12 protein-coding genes are annotated in these 19,072 nt (G+C 67.6%); 8 read left to right on the top strand and 4 right to left on the bottom strand.

Annotation, left to right across the window (positions count from 1 at the left end; genetic code table 11):
- Position 1: 1 nt before the first annotated feature.
- The 6 genes from QF030_RS01740 to QF030_RS01715 all read left to right on the top strand — a co-directional run bounded on the left by QF030_RS01740 (position 2) and on the right by QF030_RS01715 (position 8,497).
- On the top strand, positions 2-1,174 hold the full coding sequence (locus tag QF030_RS01740; protein WP_307160839.1) for a hypothetical protein: 1,173 nt from the start codon (positions 2-4) through the stop codon (positions 1,172-1,174).
- Positions 1,175-1,305: 131 nt separating this feature from the next.
- Positions 1,306-2,799, top strand: coding sequence for an SCO6880 family protein (locus QF030_RS01735; RefSeq protein ID WP_307160838.1), 1,494 nt, complete (start codon positions 1,306-1,308; stop codon positions 2,797-2,799).
- Positions 2,796-4,316, top strand: a complete 1,521-nt coding sequence (locus QF030_RS01730) for an ATP/GTP-binding protein (RefSeq protein ID WP_373428713.1) — start codon at positions 2,796-2,798, stop codon at positions 4,314-4,316. Before QF030_RS01735 ends, QF030_RS01730 begins: the two co-directional genes overlap by 4 nt.
- Positions 4,313-6,073 carry a type IV secretory system conjugative DNA transfer family protein gene (locus QF030_RS01725; RefSeq protein ID WP_307160837.1) on the top strand — a complete coding sequence of 587 codons (1,761 nt, stop codon included), beginning with the start codon at positions 4,313-4,315 and terminating at the stop codon, positions 6,071-6,073. Before QF030_RS01730 ends, QF030_RS01725 begins: the two co-directional genes overlap by 4 nt.
- A gap of 514 nt (positions 6,074-6,587) precedes the next feature.
- Positions 6,588-6,878, top strand: coding sequence for a DUF4913 domain-containing protein (locus tag QF030_RS01720; protein ID WP_307160951.1), 291 nt, complete (start codon positions 6,588-6,590; stop codon positions 6,876-6,878).
- Between the two features lie 299 nt (positions 6,879-7,177).
- Positions 7,178-8,497, top strand: a complete 1,320-nt coding sequence (locus QF030_RS01715; RefSeq protein ID WP_307160836.1) for a DUF418 domain-containing protein — start codon at positions 7,178-7,180, stop codon at positions 8,495-8,497.
- A 1,222-nt stretch (positions 8,498-9,719) separates the two neighbouring features.
- On the opposite strand, the gene QF030_RS01710 is transcribed toward QF030_RS01715, so the two are convergent.
- The 3 genes from QF030_RS01710 to QF030_RS01700 all read right to left on the bottom strand — a co-directional run bounded on the left by QF030_RS01710 (position 9,720) and on the right by QF030_RS01700 (position 13,669).
- Entirely contained in the window at positions 9,720-10,256 is a 537-nt protein-coding gene (locus QF030_RS01710; RefSeq protein WP_307160835.1) for a sigma-70 family RNA polymerase sigma factor, read from the bottom strand.
- Between the two features lie 1,217 nt (positions 10,257-11,473).
- Positions 11,474-12,718: an MFS transporter gene (locus QF030_RS01705; RefSeq protein WP_307160834.1), complete on the bottom strand. Its 1,245-nt coding sequence runs from the start codon at positions 12,716-12,718 to the stop codon at positions 11,474-11,476.
- A gap of 456 nt (positions 12,719-13,174) precedes the next feature.
- A complete protein-coding gene (locus QF030_RS01700) occupies positions 13,175-13,669 on the bottom strand; it encodes a peptidase inhibitor family I36 protein (protein ID WP_307160833.1) in 495 nt (164 codons plus the stop codon).
- 1,026 nt (positions 13,670-14,695) lie between these two features.
- Here QF030_RS01700 and QF030_RS01695 point away from each other — a divergent pair.
- Entirely contained in the window at positions 14,696-15,952 is a 1,257-nt protein-coding gene (locus QF030_RS01695; protein ID WP_307160950.1) for a glycosyltransferase family 4 protein, read from the top strand.
- Positions 15,953-16,188: 236 nt separating this feature from the next.
- Complete coding sequence (locus tag QF030_RS01690) at positions 16,189-16,839, top strand: hypothetical protein (protein ID WP_307160832.1); 651 nt, start codon at positions 16,189-16,191, stop codon at positions 16,837-16,839.
- Positions 16,840-17,132: 293 nt separating this feature from the next.
- On the opposite strand, the gene QF030_RS01685 is transcribed toward QF030_RS01690, so the two are convergent.
- Positions 17,133-17,465, bottom strand: a complete 333-nt coding sequence (locus QF030_RS01685; protein ID WP_307160831.1) for a histone-like nucleoid-structuring protein Lsr2 — start codon at positions 17,463-17,465, stop codon at positions 17,133-17,135.
- Between the last annotated feature and the right edge of the window lie 1,607 nt (positions 17,466-19,072).

Raw genomic sequence — 19,072 nt, 5'->3', positions numbered from 1 at the left:
GATGGCCTGCGAAACAGGAAGCGGCCCCGGCGACATCATCAAGGGCTTCTTCGACTTCCTCGGAGATCCCGTCGGAACGATCCTGGAAGTGATCGCCAACAAGGTTCTGTCCGCCGCCATCACGGTCTTCGGCGATCTCACCACCAACGTGCCCACTCTGGGCACGGGCGGCACCTCGCAGAAGGTCAGTCAGCAGACCCAGTGGATTGTGGTGTACGCCGCCGTCGCGTCGCTGCTCTTCGCCGCTGGGCGGATGGCGCTCGAACGCCGGGGTGAGGCGGGCACCACAGCTCTCAAGGGGCTGCTGCGGGTGATCCTGGTAGCCGGCGCCGCCACGGCCGTCGTGACCGCACTGGCGAGCCTATCGGACCGCTACGCCGACCACCTCTTTGCCACCGGCGCGCAGCAGCAGCTCACCACCATCGGCTGCAGCGGCGGCGACGGCATCCCGTCGGTGCTGCTGCTGGTCCTCGCATTTCTCCTGCTCATCGCGGCCATCGTGCAGACGATTTTGATGTACGTCCGGCTCGGAGTCATGATCCTTCTCCTCGGCACCCTTCCCCTGGCCGCTGCGGCTTCCATGACCAACTGGGGCAGCGGCTGGTGGCGCAAGCACATCGGCTGGATGATCGCTTGGCTGCTGTACAAGCCCGCGGCGGGGCTCGTCATCTTCGCCGGCGCCTCGATGATCTCCAACACGGGTGACAACGGCGTTCACGAGAAGATCGCCGGCATCGGCGTCCTGCTGCTCTCTGCGGTCGCCCTGCCCGCCCTGCTCAAGCTCGTCATGCCGGCCACGGCCGCGCTCGGCAGCGGCGGACAGGGCGCCACCGGCGCCATGGTCGGTGCGCTCGCCTCGGGTGCGAAATCCATCGGCGGCTCGATGCCGTCCGGCGGCGGGGGCGGCGGGGCGATGCCCGGCCGATCCGGCGGCGCCGGTGCTTCGGGCCCCTCGGGCCCGAGCGGTGCGAGCGCTCCATCCGGCGTCCCGGGTGCAGCAGCGCCCCTCCAAGGCGGTGGTGGCGGGGCGGGCGCCGCCACCACACGCGCGGCGGCCGCCGCAGGCCCCGTCGGTGCTGCCGCCGCGGCGGCGATGACCGTCGTGCAGACAGTCGGAAACGTGGCCGCCGGAGCGGTCGACGGCGCCGACGGGGACCGCGGACACAACCGATGACACCGCAGGGCCGGCCCCGGGCGGATCGCAGCGCCCGGGGCCGCCCTCCGGCAACCACCCGTTCCCCGGCCATCGTCATCCGCCGGCCGCCTCACCCGGCAGGCCGGCCACTCACCCATTCAGGAAAGCTCATGTCGACAGAAGCGGTCGTGCATCCGACCTACGGGAACTGGCGCCGTCCCCGGCGTCCCGGGCTCGGCCCTCTCGGGCTGATCGGTACGTTCGGTGTGTTCGCCGGCCTGGTCCTCACCCTGTTCGTGTCCCTGATCTCCCTGGTGGCGGCCCTGTTCGTCATCTTCCCCCTGGCCTTCCTCATCGCCCCGCTCATGGTGCGCACCCAGGACGGCCGCAACCTCTACCAACTGCTCGCCTTGCGAGTCGGCTGGCTGCGGCGCCGCGCCAAGGGCGCTCACACCTACGTCAGCGGCCCGCTGTCGCAGCGGCCCGGCGGCCGGTTCAGCCCGCCCGGACTCCTCAGCCGCATCACCATGAGCGAGGGCCGCGACGCCTACGATCGCCCCTTCGGCGTGCTGCACCATCCGGGCCGCAACACCTACACCATCGTGCTCGGCTGCGAACCCGACGGCGGGTCGCTCGTGGACCCCGATCAGACGGACGTATGGGTCGCGGCCTGGGGACAATGGCTGGCCCGGCTGTCGCAAGAACCCCAGCTGCGGGGCGCCTCCGTCGTCATCGAGACAGCACCCGACTCCGGCACCCGCCTGGCCAACGAGGTCCTGCCGAGGATCAGGGAAGACGCGCCGACCGCGGCCCAGGCCGTGATGAGAGAGGTCGTCGAGCGCTATCCCTCCGCCTCCTCCGAGATGCACACCTACATCGCTCTCACCTACGGCGTACCCCAGGGGCAGAGGCGCGAACAGAGCGAGATCATCACCGAACTCGCCATCCGCATCCCCGGCCTCCTCGGCGGCCTCGTGGGCGCAGGCGCAGGATCAGCCGCACCGCTGTCGGCCGAGCAGATCGCAGAAACGGTGCGCGTCGCCTACGACCCCGCCGTCGCCGGCGACATCCTCAGCGCCCGAGCCCAGCACGGCGGCACCGGCGTCGTCTGGGAGGACTCAGGACCCGCCGCCGCAGTCGAGACCGTCAGCTCCTACCAGCACGACTCGGGCGTCTCGCGCACCTGGCTGCTCACCCTCGCACCTCGCGGCACCGTACGGTCCAACGTGCTGCGCGGCCTGCTGGAGGCATCCCCCGGCACCCGCCGCAAGCGGGTCGCCCTGCTCTACCGGCCCATCGACCCGGCCACCTCCGCACGGATCGTGGAAGCCGACCGGCGAGCGGCCCAGTTCATGGCCACCTCGGGCAAAGGCATGGTCCAGGCGCGCGCCGCCTCCGAGATGCACGCGGCCGAGCAGACCGCCGCCGAGGAGGCAGCCGGCGCAGGACTCGTGGAGTTCTCCCTCATGGTCACCGTGACGGTCGACTCCCAGGAACAACTGGCCGACGCCGCCGGAACCGTACGCAACCTCCAGGCCGCCGCCCGCCTTTCGCTGCGCCCGGCCGACCGCATGCAGGCCGCGGCCTTCACCTGCGCGCTCCCCGTGGGTGTCCTGCCCTGGGAGCACACCCTCATCCCGCAAGCACTCCAGGAGGCGCTGTGAAGAACACCGGAGGCAGCACAGGGCGACCGGTCGGCGGCCGACAGCCCTTGCCCGGGGCCCGCGGCTGGCCGGGCCCCGGCGGCGGAGAGATCGGCCACCTCGATCCGCCGACGATGTGGCGTGCCACGACCGTCCAGGCGTGCGGACTGTGGCCGTTCGCCGCCGGTTCGGGCTCCCCCATGACGGGAGTACCTCTCGGACAGCACATCGGCACGGGCGCCACCGTGTGCGGTGACCCCATCTCCTGGTTCACCCGAGCCCGCTACATCTCCAACCCCTCACTGTTCATGCTCGGCATGCCGGGCCTGGGCAAGTCCACCCTCGTCAACCGCATGCTCATAGGCCTGGCCGCCACGGGCGTGGTGCCCCTCGTCCTCGGCGACCTCAAACCCGACTACGCCGACACCGTGCGTGCCCTGGGCGGACAGGTCATCTCCATCGGGCGCGGAGTCGGCGGCATCAACATCCTCGACCCCGGCGCCATGGGCTCGGCCGCCGTGCGCCTTGGCGGCTCCGCCGGGCAGGCCCTGGCCGCCGAGACGCACGGCCGGGTCCTCAACATGGTCGCCGCCCTCATCTCCGTGGTCCGCAGCCGACCGATGGACGACCACGAGCAGTCCGTACTCACGGCCGCCCTGCACCATTTGAGGGAACGCACACCGGAGGGCAGGGCGCCCCTGCTGCCGGACCTGCTCGCCGTGCTCCAGGAAGGACCGGACCGGGTCCGTGCCGTCACCCTGGACCGCGGCGACGACGCCCGCTACCGCACCGCGGTCGACCCCTTGCACCGGTCCTTGCTCGGCATCCTGGACGGACCGCTCGGTGACACCTTCGCCTCGCCGACCTCCACCCGCATCGACCCGGCTGCCCCCGCCGTGTGCATCGACATCTCCCGCATCGGAGAGTCCGACACCCAACTGACCGCCGCGGCCATGCTGGCGGCATGGTCCGACGGTTTGGGCACCGTCGCGGCCGCACACGCCCTCGCCGACGCCGGACTCGCCCCGCGGCGCTGGTACTTCACCGTGCTCGACGAACTGTGGCGACCGCTGCGCGCCGCTTCCGGCATCGTCGACCGCATCGACGCCCTGACCCGCCTCAACCGATCCCTCGGGCTCGGCGACGCGAAGATCACCCACACCCTGAAGGACGCCGAAGCTCTGGGCAGCGAGTCCGACCGGGCCAAGGCCCGAGGCTTCGTCGAACGCGCAGGCATGGTCATCTGCGCCGGTCTTCCCCGCACCGAGATGGAGGAACTGGGCCGCGTGGTCGGTCTCTCCGAACGGGAGATCGACCTGGTCTCCTCCTGGTCCTCCCCGCCCGGCTGGGCCGTCACCGGAGGGCACGACGAGCCACCGGGGCGCGGCCGCTTCCTCATCAAGGTCGGCGGCCGTCCCGGCATCCCCATCAAAGTTGCCATCACCGACACCGAACGCGACCTGCACAACACCAACAGCCGCTGGGCGGCCGGAGACAGGGCCGCCTCGACCCGCCACACGCCGGGACAGGCGACATGAGTGCCCGCCCCAGACCGACGGGCAACGAACTCGCCCCCTGGGCGATCGTCGCCGTCGCCGGCGTCGCCCTCGTCATGTTCGGGATCACGTGGCTGGGCGGCACGCTCGGGGCCGTCGCGACCGGGGCGGGCTGGAACCCGCCGCCGTTCGCCCTGTCGACCTTCACGCGACTGGTGGGCCAGGGACCCGGCCGCTTGTGGCCGCACGCCGCACCATGGGCCGTCTACGCGGGCATCGTGACCGCGTTCGCCGCCGTCGCCGTCCTCGCCGTCCCGGTGCTCAGCCGCCTCATCGGGCGCACCCGTAAAGGCACGGGGCTGGCGGGCGTGCGCGAGCTGGCCTCGCTGGCTCCCGAAGGGATCGCCGCTCGAGCCCGCGATCTGCGCCCCTCGCTCAAGGGGGTCAAGGAACTCAGCGGCGACGACACGGGCAACCTGCTCGGTGACCTGGCCCCCGGCGGGCCCGAACTGCGCTCCTCGTTCGAGGACGTCGAACTCGACCTCATGGCGCCGCGCGCCGGGAAATCCACGGGCATCGCGATACCGCGTGTGCTGCGGGCCCGCGGCGCGGTTCTGCTGACGTCCAACAAATCCGACGTCTACTCCGTCACCCGGGCCGAACGCGCCAAGACGGGCAGAGTGTGGACCTTCGACCCGCAGGGCATCGCGCACGCACCCCGGGAGATGTGGTGGGACATGCTGGCCGACTGCGTCACCATCGAGGGCGCCCGCCGCCTGGCCGGCCACTTCGTCGCCTCCGTCAACGACGACTCCTCGAAGAAGGACTTCTGGATCTCTGCGGCGCAGAACACCCTCACCGCGCTCTTCCTCGCCGCGTCCGGCGGCCGGGCGCAGATCACCGACCTGCTGGCCTGGCTCGCAGACCCGGCCGACCGTACCCCGATCGACCTGCTGCGCGACAAGGGAATGCACGCGCTCGCCGAACAGCTGCAAGGCACGGTCCGCGGCGCGGTGGAGACCCGGGACGGCATCTACGAGACCGCCCGCCAGTGCGTGTCCTGCCTCCTCGACCCCGAGATCCTGGCCTGGGTGACCCCCGATCCGGACCTTCCAGAGTTCCGCCCGCACGACCACGTCCTCACCCGTGACACCCTCTACCTGCTGTCCAAGGACGGCGGCGGCTCCGCCGCCGGTGTCATCGCCGGACTGGCCGACGGCACGATGCGGGCGGGAGTGATGGCTGCCGAACGCATGGGCGGACGTCTCGACCCGCCGATGACCGCCGTCCTCGACGAAGCGGCCAACGTCTGCCGTATCTCCGACCTGCCCGACCTCTACAGCCACCTGGGATCCCGCGGGATCAACGTCGTGACGCTCCTGCAGAGTTACCGGCAGGGCAGCCGCGTATGGGGCGAGGCCGGAATGGACGCCCTGTGGAGCGCCGCGACGATCAAGCTCCTCGGCGCCGGTCTCGACGACGCGGACTTCGTCGACAAAGTCTCCAAACTCGTCGGCCAGCACGAGGTGAGCACCCTCAGCACCTCGCGCAGCAAAGACGGCACCTCCCGGTCGGTCTCCTACCGCCTCGACCCCATCCTGCCGCCGGACCGTATCCGCGCCCTGCCCAAGGGGACCGCGCTGCTCCTGGCCACGGGGGTCAAACCGGCCCTGATCCGGTTGCGGCCCTGGTACAAGGAGCCTGGTGCGGGCGCCATCTCAGCCGCGGCAGCCGCGGAGGCCGAAGCGATCACCCGGCGGGCCGCACTGAAGTGGGCGGGCCATGGCATCGAGCACTGACCGCAACACCATGGGTGCCGACGGTGCGGCGCCCGACCTCCGGAACCAGGGAACCGTAGACATGACGACGCCGTACCCTTCGTCGGGGGCAGAAGGCTGGACGCGTGCAGCACCGCTCGCGCCGCCCAGCCAGACCGGTCCTCCCCTCTCCGAGCCGGCTGCCGACCGGACCTTTTCGCCCTCGCAGCCGGGGGAGTCCCTGCCGGTGCCGACCCGGCCGGGTGACTTCTTGTCCGAAACGCCGCCCTCGCCGCCTGTCTCCGCCGTGTCGGCAACGGACACAGAACCGGCCGGAACGCCCGAATCCGTGGACAGCGCCTTACGGGCGCCGGACGAGGCTCCAGCCCCCACACAAGTACCGCCGGAGGAGGACGACACGACGGATACGGCGGGTGACCTGCCGGATCTGTTGGACCTGCCGGACCTGTTGGACCTGGACCCGCTTCCCCCGGACCCGCCCTTCATCCTCTACAAGGCCGGAGCCGAGTTCGATTCGGCCGTCGCCGATCTCACCATGTGGGTCCATGGACTGCTGCTTCCGGTCTACGGCAGGGAAGTCTCGTCCATGGCTCCCTGGTGCACTCGCTGGTGGGAGCACCTGGAAGTCGTCGCACAGCTCTACGGCCTGTGGATGGCCTGGCAGGAACTGACCGGGAGCAAAGCGCCGCTGACCGGCCCGGCCGCCTGGCACCGGGACTACCTCATGCCCGTGATGGCCTCCCTGCGCGACCCGTCCGGTCCCTTCGCGGGCTGCAAGCCCGGACAGCACCGGGCGAAGGAACCGCCCCCGACCGGCCAACCGTGACGGCGATCCTTCGACAGCATCCGCGCGCCGGCGGAACCAGGCGCGCGGCGCGACCCGGCGTCACCGCCCCACGCCGACAGCCCCACCGACCCCGAAGAAGGCCGCACGATGGAGCATCGCGAGGAACCGGCCCGGCGCACCGCAAGACGGGCCCCGGCGACCCCGGAGGCCGTCGGGGCCCGCGCGCCTGACAGCCGCCCGGCCCACGGCGGATCCACCCTCCGCCGTCACGACAACCGTTCCACCTCGGGGCACGCAGCCTGCGGCGCCTTCGGCCCGTGCGCCCACGGAACGCTCCGGTGAAGGCGGCGCACCGGCCTGCGGCTTCGGGCATCGGTGTGTCGGCCGGCGGCCCGCCCCGGATACCGCAGATCGACGCCTTGAAGGGGTTCGCCCTGCTCGGCATCTGCGTGGTCAACGCCCCTGTTCTGGCCGGAGCCTGGGACCTGACATCCGGCCCGGGTACGACAGCCGCCGACCGCGCCGTCGCATGGCTGGTGACAGCCCTGTTCACGACCAAGTTCTATCTGATCTTCTCGTTTCTGTTCGGCTACAGCTTCGTCCTCCAGGAAGCGGCGGCCGACCGGGATAGGATCCGCTTCGCCCGCCGCCACTGGCGCCGCTTCCTGGGTCTGTTCCTGATCGGCCTCGCCCACGCCGCGCTGCTGTACCCGGGCGACATCCTGATGACGTACGCGGTCCTCAGCGTGGCGCTGTTTGCCGCACGCAGGCTGGGAGCGCGGACAGCCTTGCGCACGGCGGCCCTGCTGGTCGTCTTTTTGACGGCCGTCTTCCTCACCGTCGGCGTGACGGTTCTATGGCTGGACGATCCCGGGCGCGTCACGGAGTCGACGGCCGCAACCGCCGGACGCGGCGCGGCGTACCGGGGCGGTCCCCTCTCTGTCGTCCACGCCAACATCACGGCCTACCGCGAGACACTCGGCAGTGCGATTGTCTACGCGGTGCACCTCCTCGCGGCCGCCCTTGCAGGCCTCGCCGCAGGCCGCCGAGGTCTGCTCAAGGCGCCCGGCGCATCCCGCGCCCGGACATCGGCCGTCCACAGACGTCTGCTGGTGACCGGTCTGCTGGTCGGCCTGCCGGGCGGCGTCCTCACCGCCATGTGCACCCACGGCCCGCTCGACGACCGCTTCTACTACCTCGGCCAGGCCGTGGACATCCTCACGGCACCCGCGCTCGCCGCCGCCTACGCGGCCGCGCTGCTGCTCATCCTGCGCGGCAGGCACGGCCGGCGGATTGCCAGGACATTGGCCCCGGCCGGCCGCATGTCGCTGTCGAACTACCTCCTGCAGTCGGGCGTCCTGGCGTTCGTCTTCACCGGCTACGGCTTCGGGCTCTACGGCACGGTCGGCCCGGCCGTGCTGACGGGCGCCTGCGTGGCACTGTGGGCCGTCCAGCTGGCTCTCTCCGCGCGGCTCATGGCCTTCACCCGCTACGGTCCCGCCGAACTGCTGCTGCGCCGGCTGACGCTCGGCCGAACCGTCCTGCGAGCGGCCAGGGCCACCGGCCGGCCCACCTACCCGGACACAGACGGAGAAGTGCGAAGGGCCCGAGCTCCGTGCCGTGGCGACGGGATGGCTGAAGGATTTCGCGTCGGGTGACCGTGCGCGTCGTCCGCGGTGGTGACGGCCTCGAGCGGCACACCCCTTTCGTCACACCCTTCCCCGGCGGTTGCCGCCCGATCTGTCGGCCACGCCAGGCAGGGAACCGCGACAAGTCTGTGCGACGAGCTCTCTGGACACCGGAACTGAACGACTGAACTCGCCCTCTGCATACGACGTTGCCTAGAAGGACAGCACCGCTGATCTTCGCTCTGTTCACTTTTACGTCCACGTAACTGTCCGACCGAAAGGAAGAACACCGATGACCACGCCTCCAGGCCCGCCCCTCGAACCCGGTCGGGACTCGTTCCCCTCCCCAGCGGCCCAGGAACCGTCGGTCTCCTGGGCGCCTTCCGCCTCCACGAACCGGCCCACCCGCGTGATGAGCGCGTTGTCCCGGGTATTCGCCGAACTTGGCGAACGAGTGGAAAAGCGGACCGTGCTCGAAGGGATCGCCCGCTTCGTCGCGCGACAGCTGACACGGCTCGGAGAACGGGTGGAGGGCCGTGCCGACGTCCTGCGGGCGGCCGCGACGCGGAACGAGGCTCCGCCATCACCGCTCCGCAGTGCCACGTCCCGTCTGTTGAAGTCGATGGCCGGCGGGGCGGACGCCGCGGGCGACCGGCTGGAAAGCCGGGCGGCACGGCGCGGTCCTCTGAAGGGAGCTGTCGACGCGGTACGCCGGGGGGCGTCGGCCGGTGCTCTGGGTCTGAGTGAAGGACTGCGACGCTTCGCCGAACGGATGGCACCCCAGGCCCCGGCGCCTCAGACCATGCCCGTGCAGGCTCCCACGGCCGCTCCTGCCCCCGCCCCTGCGCCGAACCCGGTCTTCGACCGGGAGTTCGACGACTACGTTCTGAGGGCGATGCGGGAATTCGGCGGTGACGCTTCTGCCACGGTCACGGCACCCGCTCCCGCCCCGGCCGAGCCCCAGAAGACGCAAAGCGTGGCTCCCGCCAGCCCGGCGGGACCGGCCACACGGAGCGCCACGGGCGCTGCGATCGGCATCTCCGGCGTTGCCGCGCTGCGTTCCCACGGCACCGCCGAGACGACAAGCGCCGCTGTCGCCGAGGCCGGACCGAGCAGCCGACCCGCGTTCTCCGAGCCTGCCAAAGTATCGCGCAGGAGGTAGCCGCGCCGAAGACGGATCCCCGAGGCAGGCACCGGACGGAGTGTGTCCCGCACGGCCCTCGGGCCGGTCGGGACACACTCCGTCCCGCCGTCACACGCAAGCGTAGTTCAGGACCTTCTGCAGCGCCTGGAGCCCGTAGTGGACGCGCGACTTCAGTGTGCCCTTCGGCACACCCAGCACGTGCGCGGCCTCCTCCAGGGTGAGACCGCGGAAGTACACCTCGAACAGCGCCTGGCGGTGTGCGGCGGACAAGGTGGCCAGCCCGTCCCGTACGACCATCGCGGTCAGCACCTCTTCGCTCGCGTCCAGTTCGGCCGCCCCAAGTTCCATCCACAGAGCCCCGTCGACTTCCTGCGGCCGGGTCCTGCTACTCCGGTACCCGTCGATCACCAGGTTCCTTGCGACCCGGAACAGCCATGGACGCAGTACGGCGTTCCCAGTGCAGCCGTAGGTGCGCCAGCATCGCAACAGAGTCTCCTGCACGATGTCCTCGGCCTGGACAGGGTCCCCCCTCAGGAGGCGGCTCACGTACGCGTGCAGAGCGAGCACCTGCTTCTGGTGGTCCGCACGGTCTTGCTCGGCGGCCGGCGTTGATGATCCGTCGGACCCCATGAACGTCCAACTCATGCTCACTCCTAATGGTGTCCTGATCCAGCCTGGTTTCCGGCGCCCTGCGGAGAATTACCGCCCTCCCGAGTACACGGCGGCAGAATCGGGCGGTATGGGGCACTGAAAAGGGCCGGTGATCCAAAAAGGGAAGTAAAGGTCAGGGGGAGCCCGTTTTGATTCGGGCGGTGGCGGGCAGGGTGTCCATTTTTGAAAATAGATTCCCGTCACCACGCCGTGATAGATGGAAGAGACGGGTGAGGCGGAAATCCGTCATTTTCGGGACGTCAGCTGCGCTCCGGTAAAATGCGACATGCCGTGTACGGGAAAGCGGCGGCGAAAACACCGTCGCTCAGGTCTACGGCCCGACCCTGGAGCCCAGTTCACCCACGGCGGATCCTTTTTCCGCGGCAGCTTCCGTGCACGGCAGAGCCTGCTGCTGGTGGTCCCCATGGCCGCTGTCGGCGGGACCGGAGGATCCGCGGCGGACAGCGGATCCTGTGACATGCCGGGCCCGTACCCACGGTGACCACGGGCCTCGATCATCGCCGTGCAGCGAGCCTCTTTCCGGCGCGGGCCGGCACGTTGAAAGGCGGGTTCGGCCAGAGCCCCCGGCGTTCGCAGATCCGGATGATCCCTTTGGTGCGGGGTGCGGGGTGCGGGGTGCGGGGTGCGGGCCACGGGCGACGGGCCACGGAGCGTGGTCAGGGCGAGGGTGGGGCTTGCAGGGACTCACACGACGCCACCCCGCTCCGCGTGAGAGGGGAGGTGCATTCCGATCCGCGAAGTCCGGCGGAGCAGCCGGCAACGCTCTCGCCGACGCGGTCGCATTCGGAGTGCCTGTCGTATTCGGAGTGCCGTGCGGCAGGCCGCCGGCGGAACGGTCCTGCCGCACTACCTTGTCGAGGCCGCCGGCCCACACCGAGGAGCCCGGCGATCGCCCGGGTGCGGGCGGCAGCCACCGAGGTACCGAGCCGCGTCGAGCAGCCGTACGGGCGCGGGCCCACCGGCGCGTTCGAGACCCGCCTTTGCGATAGACGCGGATCCATCGCAATCCGGCAACGCCGGAAGCGGAGGTCGCTCCGGCCGACACCGCGTACACGATGAGAGCGAAGACGGCCGCCGGAGGTGGAGCACCCCGCACGAGCCACGGTTCCGGCACCTCGCCCGGCTGCTCCGGCGGGACGGGACCTTTCTTGCCGTACCCGTCGCGTTCCGAGCGCCCCGTCGAGATCCCTTCACACCTTCCGATCAAGAGGAACGGGTTCCGGGAGGTGGTCAGGCAGTCGCTCTCTGTCTGCTCTGATCCACAGAAGTCCGGGCCAAAGAGCAAAGAAGATTGATGAAGTTCCCGCGAAAACCAATGCGAAGGCAGGGCTGCGCAATTCGCTCAAACCGCCCGCGAACGCTGTCCCCAGGCCCTGGGCGGTGAGATTCATGGCAGAGGAGACGCCCATACCCTGGGCCCGCTTGCTGTCAGGTAGCAGCTCAATCAAAGTCGATACCGATATCACTACCTGTATGCACCACAGTGCGTTGCTGAGAGCGAACGCCATCATGGCAAGGTATATTCCGCCCCCCTGTATGCACAGGGCAATCAGCGGAAGGCCGGCCGTAAAGCATATAATCGGCAGATATGCCGCGTAGAGATCCTTCGGCACAAAGCGATGGAACGCCCATAGCCCTACCACCGCTCCGATGCCGGTGCTGGCCAGCAAAGCTCCCACCCATATTTTTCCGTAACCGAGTGCGCTGACGTACGGAGCCGCGACAGCTTCGGGAGCTATATAGAAGAATCCTAGAAACGTAGTCAAGAAAATAGCGCGTCGGCGCGGCTCTTCCCACAGGAGCCGGGTGGTGCTCGCCACGGATCCAGCGGATTTCACTGCACCGGGAGATGCCCGTTTTACGACGAAGCACAGATAAAGCGAGCATGATGCGAAGAACGTGGCGGAATTAAAAACGAGGCACACTTGCGGCGTGAGCACCGAAGAAATAAACCCGCCGCCCGCAAAGCCGAGAATCTGAGCGGCCTGTGTGGTGACCTGCCTGATCGACATCGCAACTGGGTATTGTTTGGAATCCAGGATGTCACGTAGCAGTGCAAGCTGTGCCGCTTTGTAAGGTCCGCCCAGGAAAGACATGACAGAGACGAGAGCGCACAAACCAGGAAGCGACATGCCGGGAATTGCCATTGCCCCGACAACTACGGCACGGGAGGCATCCACGAGGATAATCACTGAGCGGCGGGGCCGTCTGTCTGCAATGGCAGAAAGTGCCAGTGCGCCCAGAACGCTCGGCACGTACGTCAACGCGTAGGCGAGGCCTGTCAAGGCTGCAGAATTCGTGTGATCAAAAACCAGAATCGCCAGAGCGACCCGTGCAAGCTGATCGCCGAAGTACGAAAGAAGCTCGGCGAGCCAGGTCGCACGAAACTCTGTCGACGAAAACGGGGAGAGCTCACCCTGTGTAGAGGTCGACATATGTCTCTCCTGCCTCGGCGCCCGCATGCCGGACGTCATCCGAAATTGCATCTCACGCTTGGCGACCAGGTATCTGGCCTGGCGTACAGAGTTTCTGCGGGGCCACTGCGCACGCCAGGCCAAGTCGATTTACCAGTCAGCCTTGGTCATTTCTGGTCACCCCTCCCTCAATAGAAGCCGCACGGAATAGAAGCCGCACGGACGTCAAAAATTGCACCAAAAGCGAGCCGGAATAGCAAGGTGACTTGCGTCACGTCAGATTATGGAATGTGCGTGCCACTTTCCTGAACGACGGCGACATCGCGGCACTTCGGACGAGGCGCAGAATCCCAGGAGCAGCTGTGCGGTTCAGCGCGATCACGTCAAACTGCTCTGTGAACGCTCCTGCCGGCCTGACGGTCTGGTGAATGTCATAACGGTGCGAAAATGGCAGGATCCGTGAGTCCCCGGATCCCGTCACGGCTGCGCCTGCTCAATGCACGACCTGTTCTGAAAAATTCTGAAGGATGAAACCTTGTCGTTGAAGTTCTCTGCGACGAGCCTGGGGTCGAAGTCATTCACGTCATCAACCTCGACTCCAGGACCGACCGCGAAACTGGGGCCTCTGAAATTGGGGTCCCTGTAGAAACATATTTGAAACTGTGTCTGACTGTTGATGACGGACGAAATGCTGTCGTTAAAAATCCCTCCCTTGTATGCGGCCAGATCCTCGATGATCGTGGGCGCCACCGAGCATTCTCCAAAGAGAGTGCTGTCAGTGCAAATGACAATGGTGTCAACGGGTTCTCCCGAAGTCGTGGAGCCATCTTTTGTAGTGATGCCGGTGGAGTCAGTGGCGGCACGGGTGCTGCTCTTGACGTCATGGCTCCCTTCTCTGCTTCCGCATGCCGACAAGATCAGGCAGACGGAAGCGACAGCGACCGCAGAAATGAGCTTGAATATGCGAGTCATTTTGGCTCCGAGGAATTGGAAAGTCTGTATACCGAGTCGGGCTGTAGTCCTTTTACAGCGGTATACGGACAGCTCGGCGAACGGGTTCACTGGACTCTTGCAGGGTGCCTACCGGCCAAGTGCGGACTCACGGGACGCGCGAGTGAGGCCCCACACCGTTGACCGAGCTGCCTGACATGCCGATTGCGTTGTTCGGGCTCTCGCGGCAATCTGCCCTACCGCCCGATGGGGCTCATACGAGGACGGCGGGAGGGCATCTGAGGGCTCGACTCCGCCCGACATCCACTCGGGCCGCCGCGGCACATGCTCCGCACGACAGGCAGATGGACACGCCCCCCTCGGTCACTTGTGAAACTTGGTCACCGAAAATTGAACTGCCGGAGGCCTGGGCGACGTGTCCGCTACGTGCATGTCCGCAAACCGCGCAGGAGCGGGTCCCGCCAGTGGGCCGGACCGTTGAGACAGCACGGCGGACTCCGTGGTGAAGGGCCCCAAGCGGCCTCTGGGGAAGGTGCGGTCGGTGAGCGACAGCGCAGGTGACTCGTCCGGACGGCCCGCCGCGAGAGAAGCGGGCATCGCTGGGCAGCTCGTTCCAGCAGCAGCGCCGCATGGAGGGAAAGCGACCGGGTCCGCCACAGACCCCGAAGCGGTCAACCAGAACGACGAGGACGGTTGGGTGGCCTATCGCTACTTGCCCTGGCCGAGGGCGACTTCTCTGCGCCGCGGGGGACACACAGCCCGGTGACTCCTCCCCGAGAGCCGTCGGCTCCCAGCCCTCCGCCATGAGGTGCCGCGGCCATCCGACGCACACCATCACCCAAACCGGCGCCGAAGGCAGCCCATGACAGCGCCTCGGGGAGCCCTCGGCGCGCTGCCCTCCCTGGACCGCACCCATAGGTGAGGGGAGCCCTTACGGACAACGACCACGGCCGCCCGGAAAACGTTCCGACAGCCCGGCAGCGGCCACCTTCCTCACCACCCGATCACGCAGGCAGCCTTCCGCAGGAGCCGATCCGAATGCACGCCATGAAAATCTCGTTTCTCCTACACAACGCCTACGGAATAGGAGGAACCATAACCACCACGTTCAACCTGGCCCGAGCGCTGGCAGACCGGCACGACGTCGAGATCATCTCCGCTCTCCGGCACCGGGAACGACCGAACCTGACACTCGACCCGCGCGTGGGTCTTCGGCCCCTGGTGGATCTGCGCCATGAGAAGGACAACCCCCGGCACCTGACACCGGCCGAGATTTTCCCCTCGTCCGAGTACCGCTACCGGCAGTACAGCGCCCTCACCGACGAACGCATCGGCGAAGCACTGGCGTCACTCGACGCCGACGTCGTCGTGGGCACTCGCCCGGGTCTCAACGTCCACCTGGCCCTTCAGGCACCCTCCCGGACGGTGCGCATCGGACAGGAGCACCTCACACTCGGCAACCATTCGCCACGGCTCCGCAACGCGCTGCGGCGGGTATACCCGCGCCTGGACGCGATCACCCCCGTCACAGAGGCCGACGCCTGCGCCTACCGGCGCAGGATGCGGCTGCCGGGCGTACGGATACAGGCACTGCCCAACAGCGTCCCCGACCCGGTACTCCCACCCTCGGAGAGCCGCGAACGCGTGATCATGGCCGCCGGCCGGCTGGTGCCGGTGAAACGGTTCGACCTGCTCATCGATGCGTTCGCCGCAGTCGCGGCCGAGCGTCCCGACTGGACGCTGCGCATCTACGGCAAGGGCGAGGAGTCGCAGCGGCTGCGCGGGCTCATCGACCGGCTGGGGCTGTACAACCACGTCTTCCTGATGGGTGCGGTGACCCCGATGGAAGCCGAATGGGTCAAGGGCTCGATCGGGGTGGCGACGTCCAACTTCGAGCCGTTCGGCATGACCATCGTGGAGGCCATGCGCTGCGGTCTGCCCGTCGTCAGCACCGACTGCGCGTACGGCCCCGGCGAAATCATCACCCCCGGCGAAGACGGCCGACTGGTGCCCGTCGGAGACCGGGACGCCCTGGCTCAGGCCCTGCTGGACCTCGTACGCGACGACGAACTGCGCCGCAGAATGGGGCATGCGGCACGGGAGAACTCCCGGCGTTACGCCCCCGCACCCGTCGTGACCCAGGCGGAGCAGCTGTTCGAGGAACTGCTGGCGGCCCGCAGTGATGGCCGTCCGCCGACAGGCAGGACGGGCCACGCCTTGGTGAGTGCCGGTCACGCGCTCAAGGACACCATGCTTGTCGCCGCCAGCAACGTCGTGCGAACCGCACGGGAGGCACGGCGATGAGGAGCGGCGACAGCAACGGCATGAACGGATCGGCGAGGGTGGCGGGCGTGACAGAACAGCTCCGCGCGGATGTGACCGTGGACGAGAAAGGGCGATTCGTCATAGGCGTACGGTCGCCGCAGCCTGGCTCTTCACGCCCCCGACTGCTGCTTCGACAGCGCCCGGACAAGGGAGAGCCTCCGCGGCCCGGCCGCGTCGTCGCGCTCGAACCCGCAGGCCGCGACGAGTGGCGAGGCGTGCTGGAGACAGTCCCAGCCCTGGAGGAAGGCCGCTGGGACGCCTACCTCATGGGTCCGTCGGAAGAGAATCGCATACCCCTGCTGCCCGGCCTGCGCGATCTGCGCGCGCTCGTGTCCGGCAGGCGCGACGGCCACTCGGCGCCACTGGCGGTGCGCATCCCGTACGTCACCAAGGACGGCAGGCTCGCCGTACGCGCCTGGCTTCGGGACACGCACGCGGAAGCCGGCCGGATCGATGTCACGGGTGGCCTGATGACCGTGGAGGTACGGCTGTTCGGCACCTGGCTGGGGGACGGTGCGTCAGTGTCGCTGAGCCGGCAGGGACCAGAAGCCGTCGTACGGCAGATCTCTCTGGGCACCGACAAGGGCCAGGAGTTCTCGTTCACCATCGGCCACCAGGAGCTGGTGGCGCACGATGCGGGGCCTGAAGCCGGGGCGGCGCCGGTCGTATGGGAGGTGTACGTTCACCCGTCTGTCGATGCCCCGGGCATCAGGGTGGCCCGGCTGCTGGACGACGTCGCCGACCGTAAGGCGGTCTTCGTCTACCCGGCCACTGCACTCGTCGGCGGGTACACGGCCCGTCCGTATTACACGGTCGACAACGACCTCGCCGTGGAAGTCACCATGCAAGCAGGCCGGCCAAGTTGAGTTGCCGACCGTGCCGTTCGGACCGTCCGGCGCGCTGGACCGGCCCCGGTGCGTGATGGACTCGGTCAATGCGGCGATGGTTGTCCGGCCGAGGTGCCCGGCACCGCATCGCCCGCAAGAGCGTCCAGGCCTCGCAACGACTCGGCCGCCACCCTTGGCCATCGAACGCACCATGGCCTGGCTCGCCGGACGCTGACGTCTGGGCCAGGAGCGGTCGGCTTTCCGTTCGTAGCGGCGGGGCCCAGTTGGAGCGCTGGTGTCACATAGGTCGACCAGTGTCATGTAGTCGCAGGTCAGTGAGCCTGTCGGTAGGCCTCGCGAATGCTTGCGGGGATACGGCCGCGGTCGTTCACCGGAAGGCTTTGGGTCCGAGCCCAGGTTCGCAGTTCCTCCGCGCTTGGGCCGTCCCCGGAAGGCTTGAACGTGCGACCTGCTCCTTTGAGCCGACCGAGCTTGCGTCCCTTCTTGATGAAAGGTTCGAGGGCTTCGAACAATTTGTCATAGTTCTCCGAAACGAGGTCGATCTCGTAACGGACCCCATCCAGGGAAAAAGAGTGAGTCCGTACCTCCTCAGATTCTGTGCCGGTAAGGTCGTCTGTATACACCGTTACGATCTTCTGTGCCATAGCCTTATGTTACATAATCTGGACCCCGTGTCCAGTCCACTTCAGGATACCTTTGCGGCCCAAGCCGATTTTGCGTATCGCTATCTATTCGTGGCCCCTACGACACCCAGTGCAATGAGTATGAACAGCACGCAATCCGTCGACGGGCGCGTGCAAGAGTTCCGCTCTGCTGCTCACCGCTGGTGGTGGGACAGGGGAGTGGCCAGTTCGGCCGCGATAAGAACGACCGGTCAGCTGGAGCCGATTCGAACCAGGTGCGCCATACGGCAACCAGTGACGCCCGCGTAGATCGTTCATGAGTCGCCATAAGCGTGCTCACGAGAAATCCGCTTTCTGCGGGTGCGGCCTTTGCACGGCCATGGCTCGGGACGGGGTAGGCCGAGGGTCTTGCCCTCGTGTGGGCTCGACTTCACTGGTGTGGTGGAGAGGGCTGCAAGTACCTGGTCAACCACGGTTATAGAGGGTGCGGAGTCTGGCTGTCGGGTGGGCCACGGCGTCGGTGCCATGGCGTTCGCTGTCCCGCACCACCGACTCGGGCGGGGCCGCCGCGTCGACACCAAGCAATGCGGCAACGTCTCTTGACGCCTGCCCCGGGGGTGAGCCCGGACAGTTCGACGTGTCAGTGTCAGGCCGCGACCAGTCCACTTCGCACTTGGGGTACAGGACGAACGGGGTTCACTGAACCTTCCCCTGCGCTGACGCGTAGTGCAGGAGGACGCCTCACCTACTGAGTAAGGATGTAAACCGTGTCCGATGTTCCTTCGCGCGCTGGGACTAACCCTGACATTTCCCGCGCCGCCTCATTCAATCCGACTCCGGGCCGCACAGCTGCTCTTAGCCAACGCCCTGCTTTGAGGAGGAACGGCACTTACGCTGTCTACCACCCAGCTTCTTACAGAGGTGCCAGCTCAATGCCAGATACGGCGCCAGCGGCAGTGGCCGTGGCAGTGCCCAAGACAGGATCATCACAATGGGCACTCGAGCACATTCTGGCTCACAAGAACGCGCGTTTTAGCGGCGATAGCGCTATGACGACGGCGAGTTCCATTCTCGCCGGAATTACCGCAGGTTCTCAAGCGGCCAACAACAATCCGGCGTTTACGGTCACTGGTGCTGTCGCTACTGCTCTGGCGTCCATCCCCGCTGTGGTGAAATCTGTGAAGTCTGGAAATGTGGCCCCAGCGACCAGTTCGGCATTCAATGCAGTAGGGGCAATGCTCCTAGCGGTATCTCCTTATGTAACTGATGCCAAACAGAAGAATTCGATCTTGTGGGCGGGTCGTGCATGTGTTGCTGTGGGTACATATTTTGGTGAGCACGCAGCCCATGCAGGACACGCTCTGGAGGTTGCTCAGTCCCGGCTGAACCAAGAGCCCGCAGATGATCTTGAAATGGGGCCACGACACGTCGAGTCACCGCTACCCGTGGTTGCGCTTTCTCACCGACCGACTCGCGGTACCTCGGCGGGGCTGGGACACTGAGCCGTTTCAGCGCGTCGTGACCAAGTGCCGACGAGTCATTCAGCGAACCGATCACCTGGTGCAGGTTGGCTGAGCGTCCTGGAGTCGGCCGCCCATCAGGTGACGGTCCACGAAGTACGGCAGGGC

This window comes from Streptomyces rishiriensis, assembly GCF_030815485.1.
Classification (GTDB): domain Bacteria; phylum Actinomycetota; class Actinomycetes; order Streptomycetales; family Streptomycetaceae; genus Streptomyces; species Streptomyces rishiriensis_A.
Note: the sequence above shows the minus strand (reverse complement) of the source record. Positions and strands in the feature narration are given on the sequence as shown.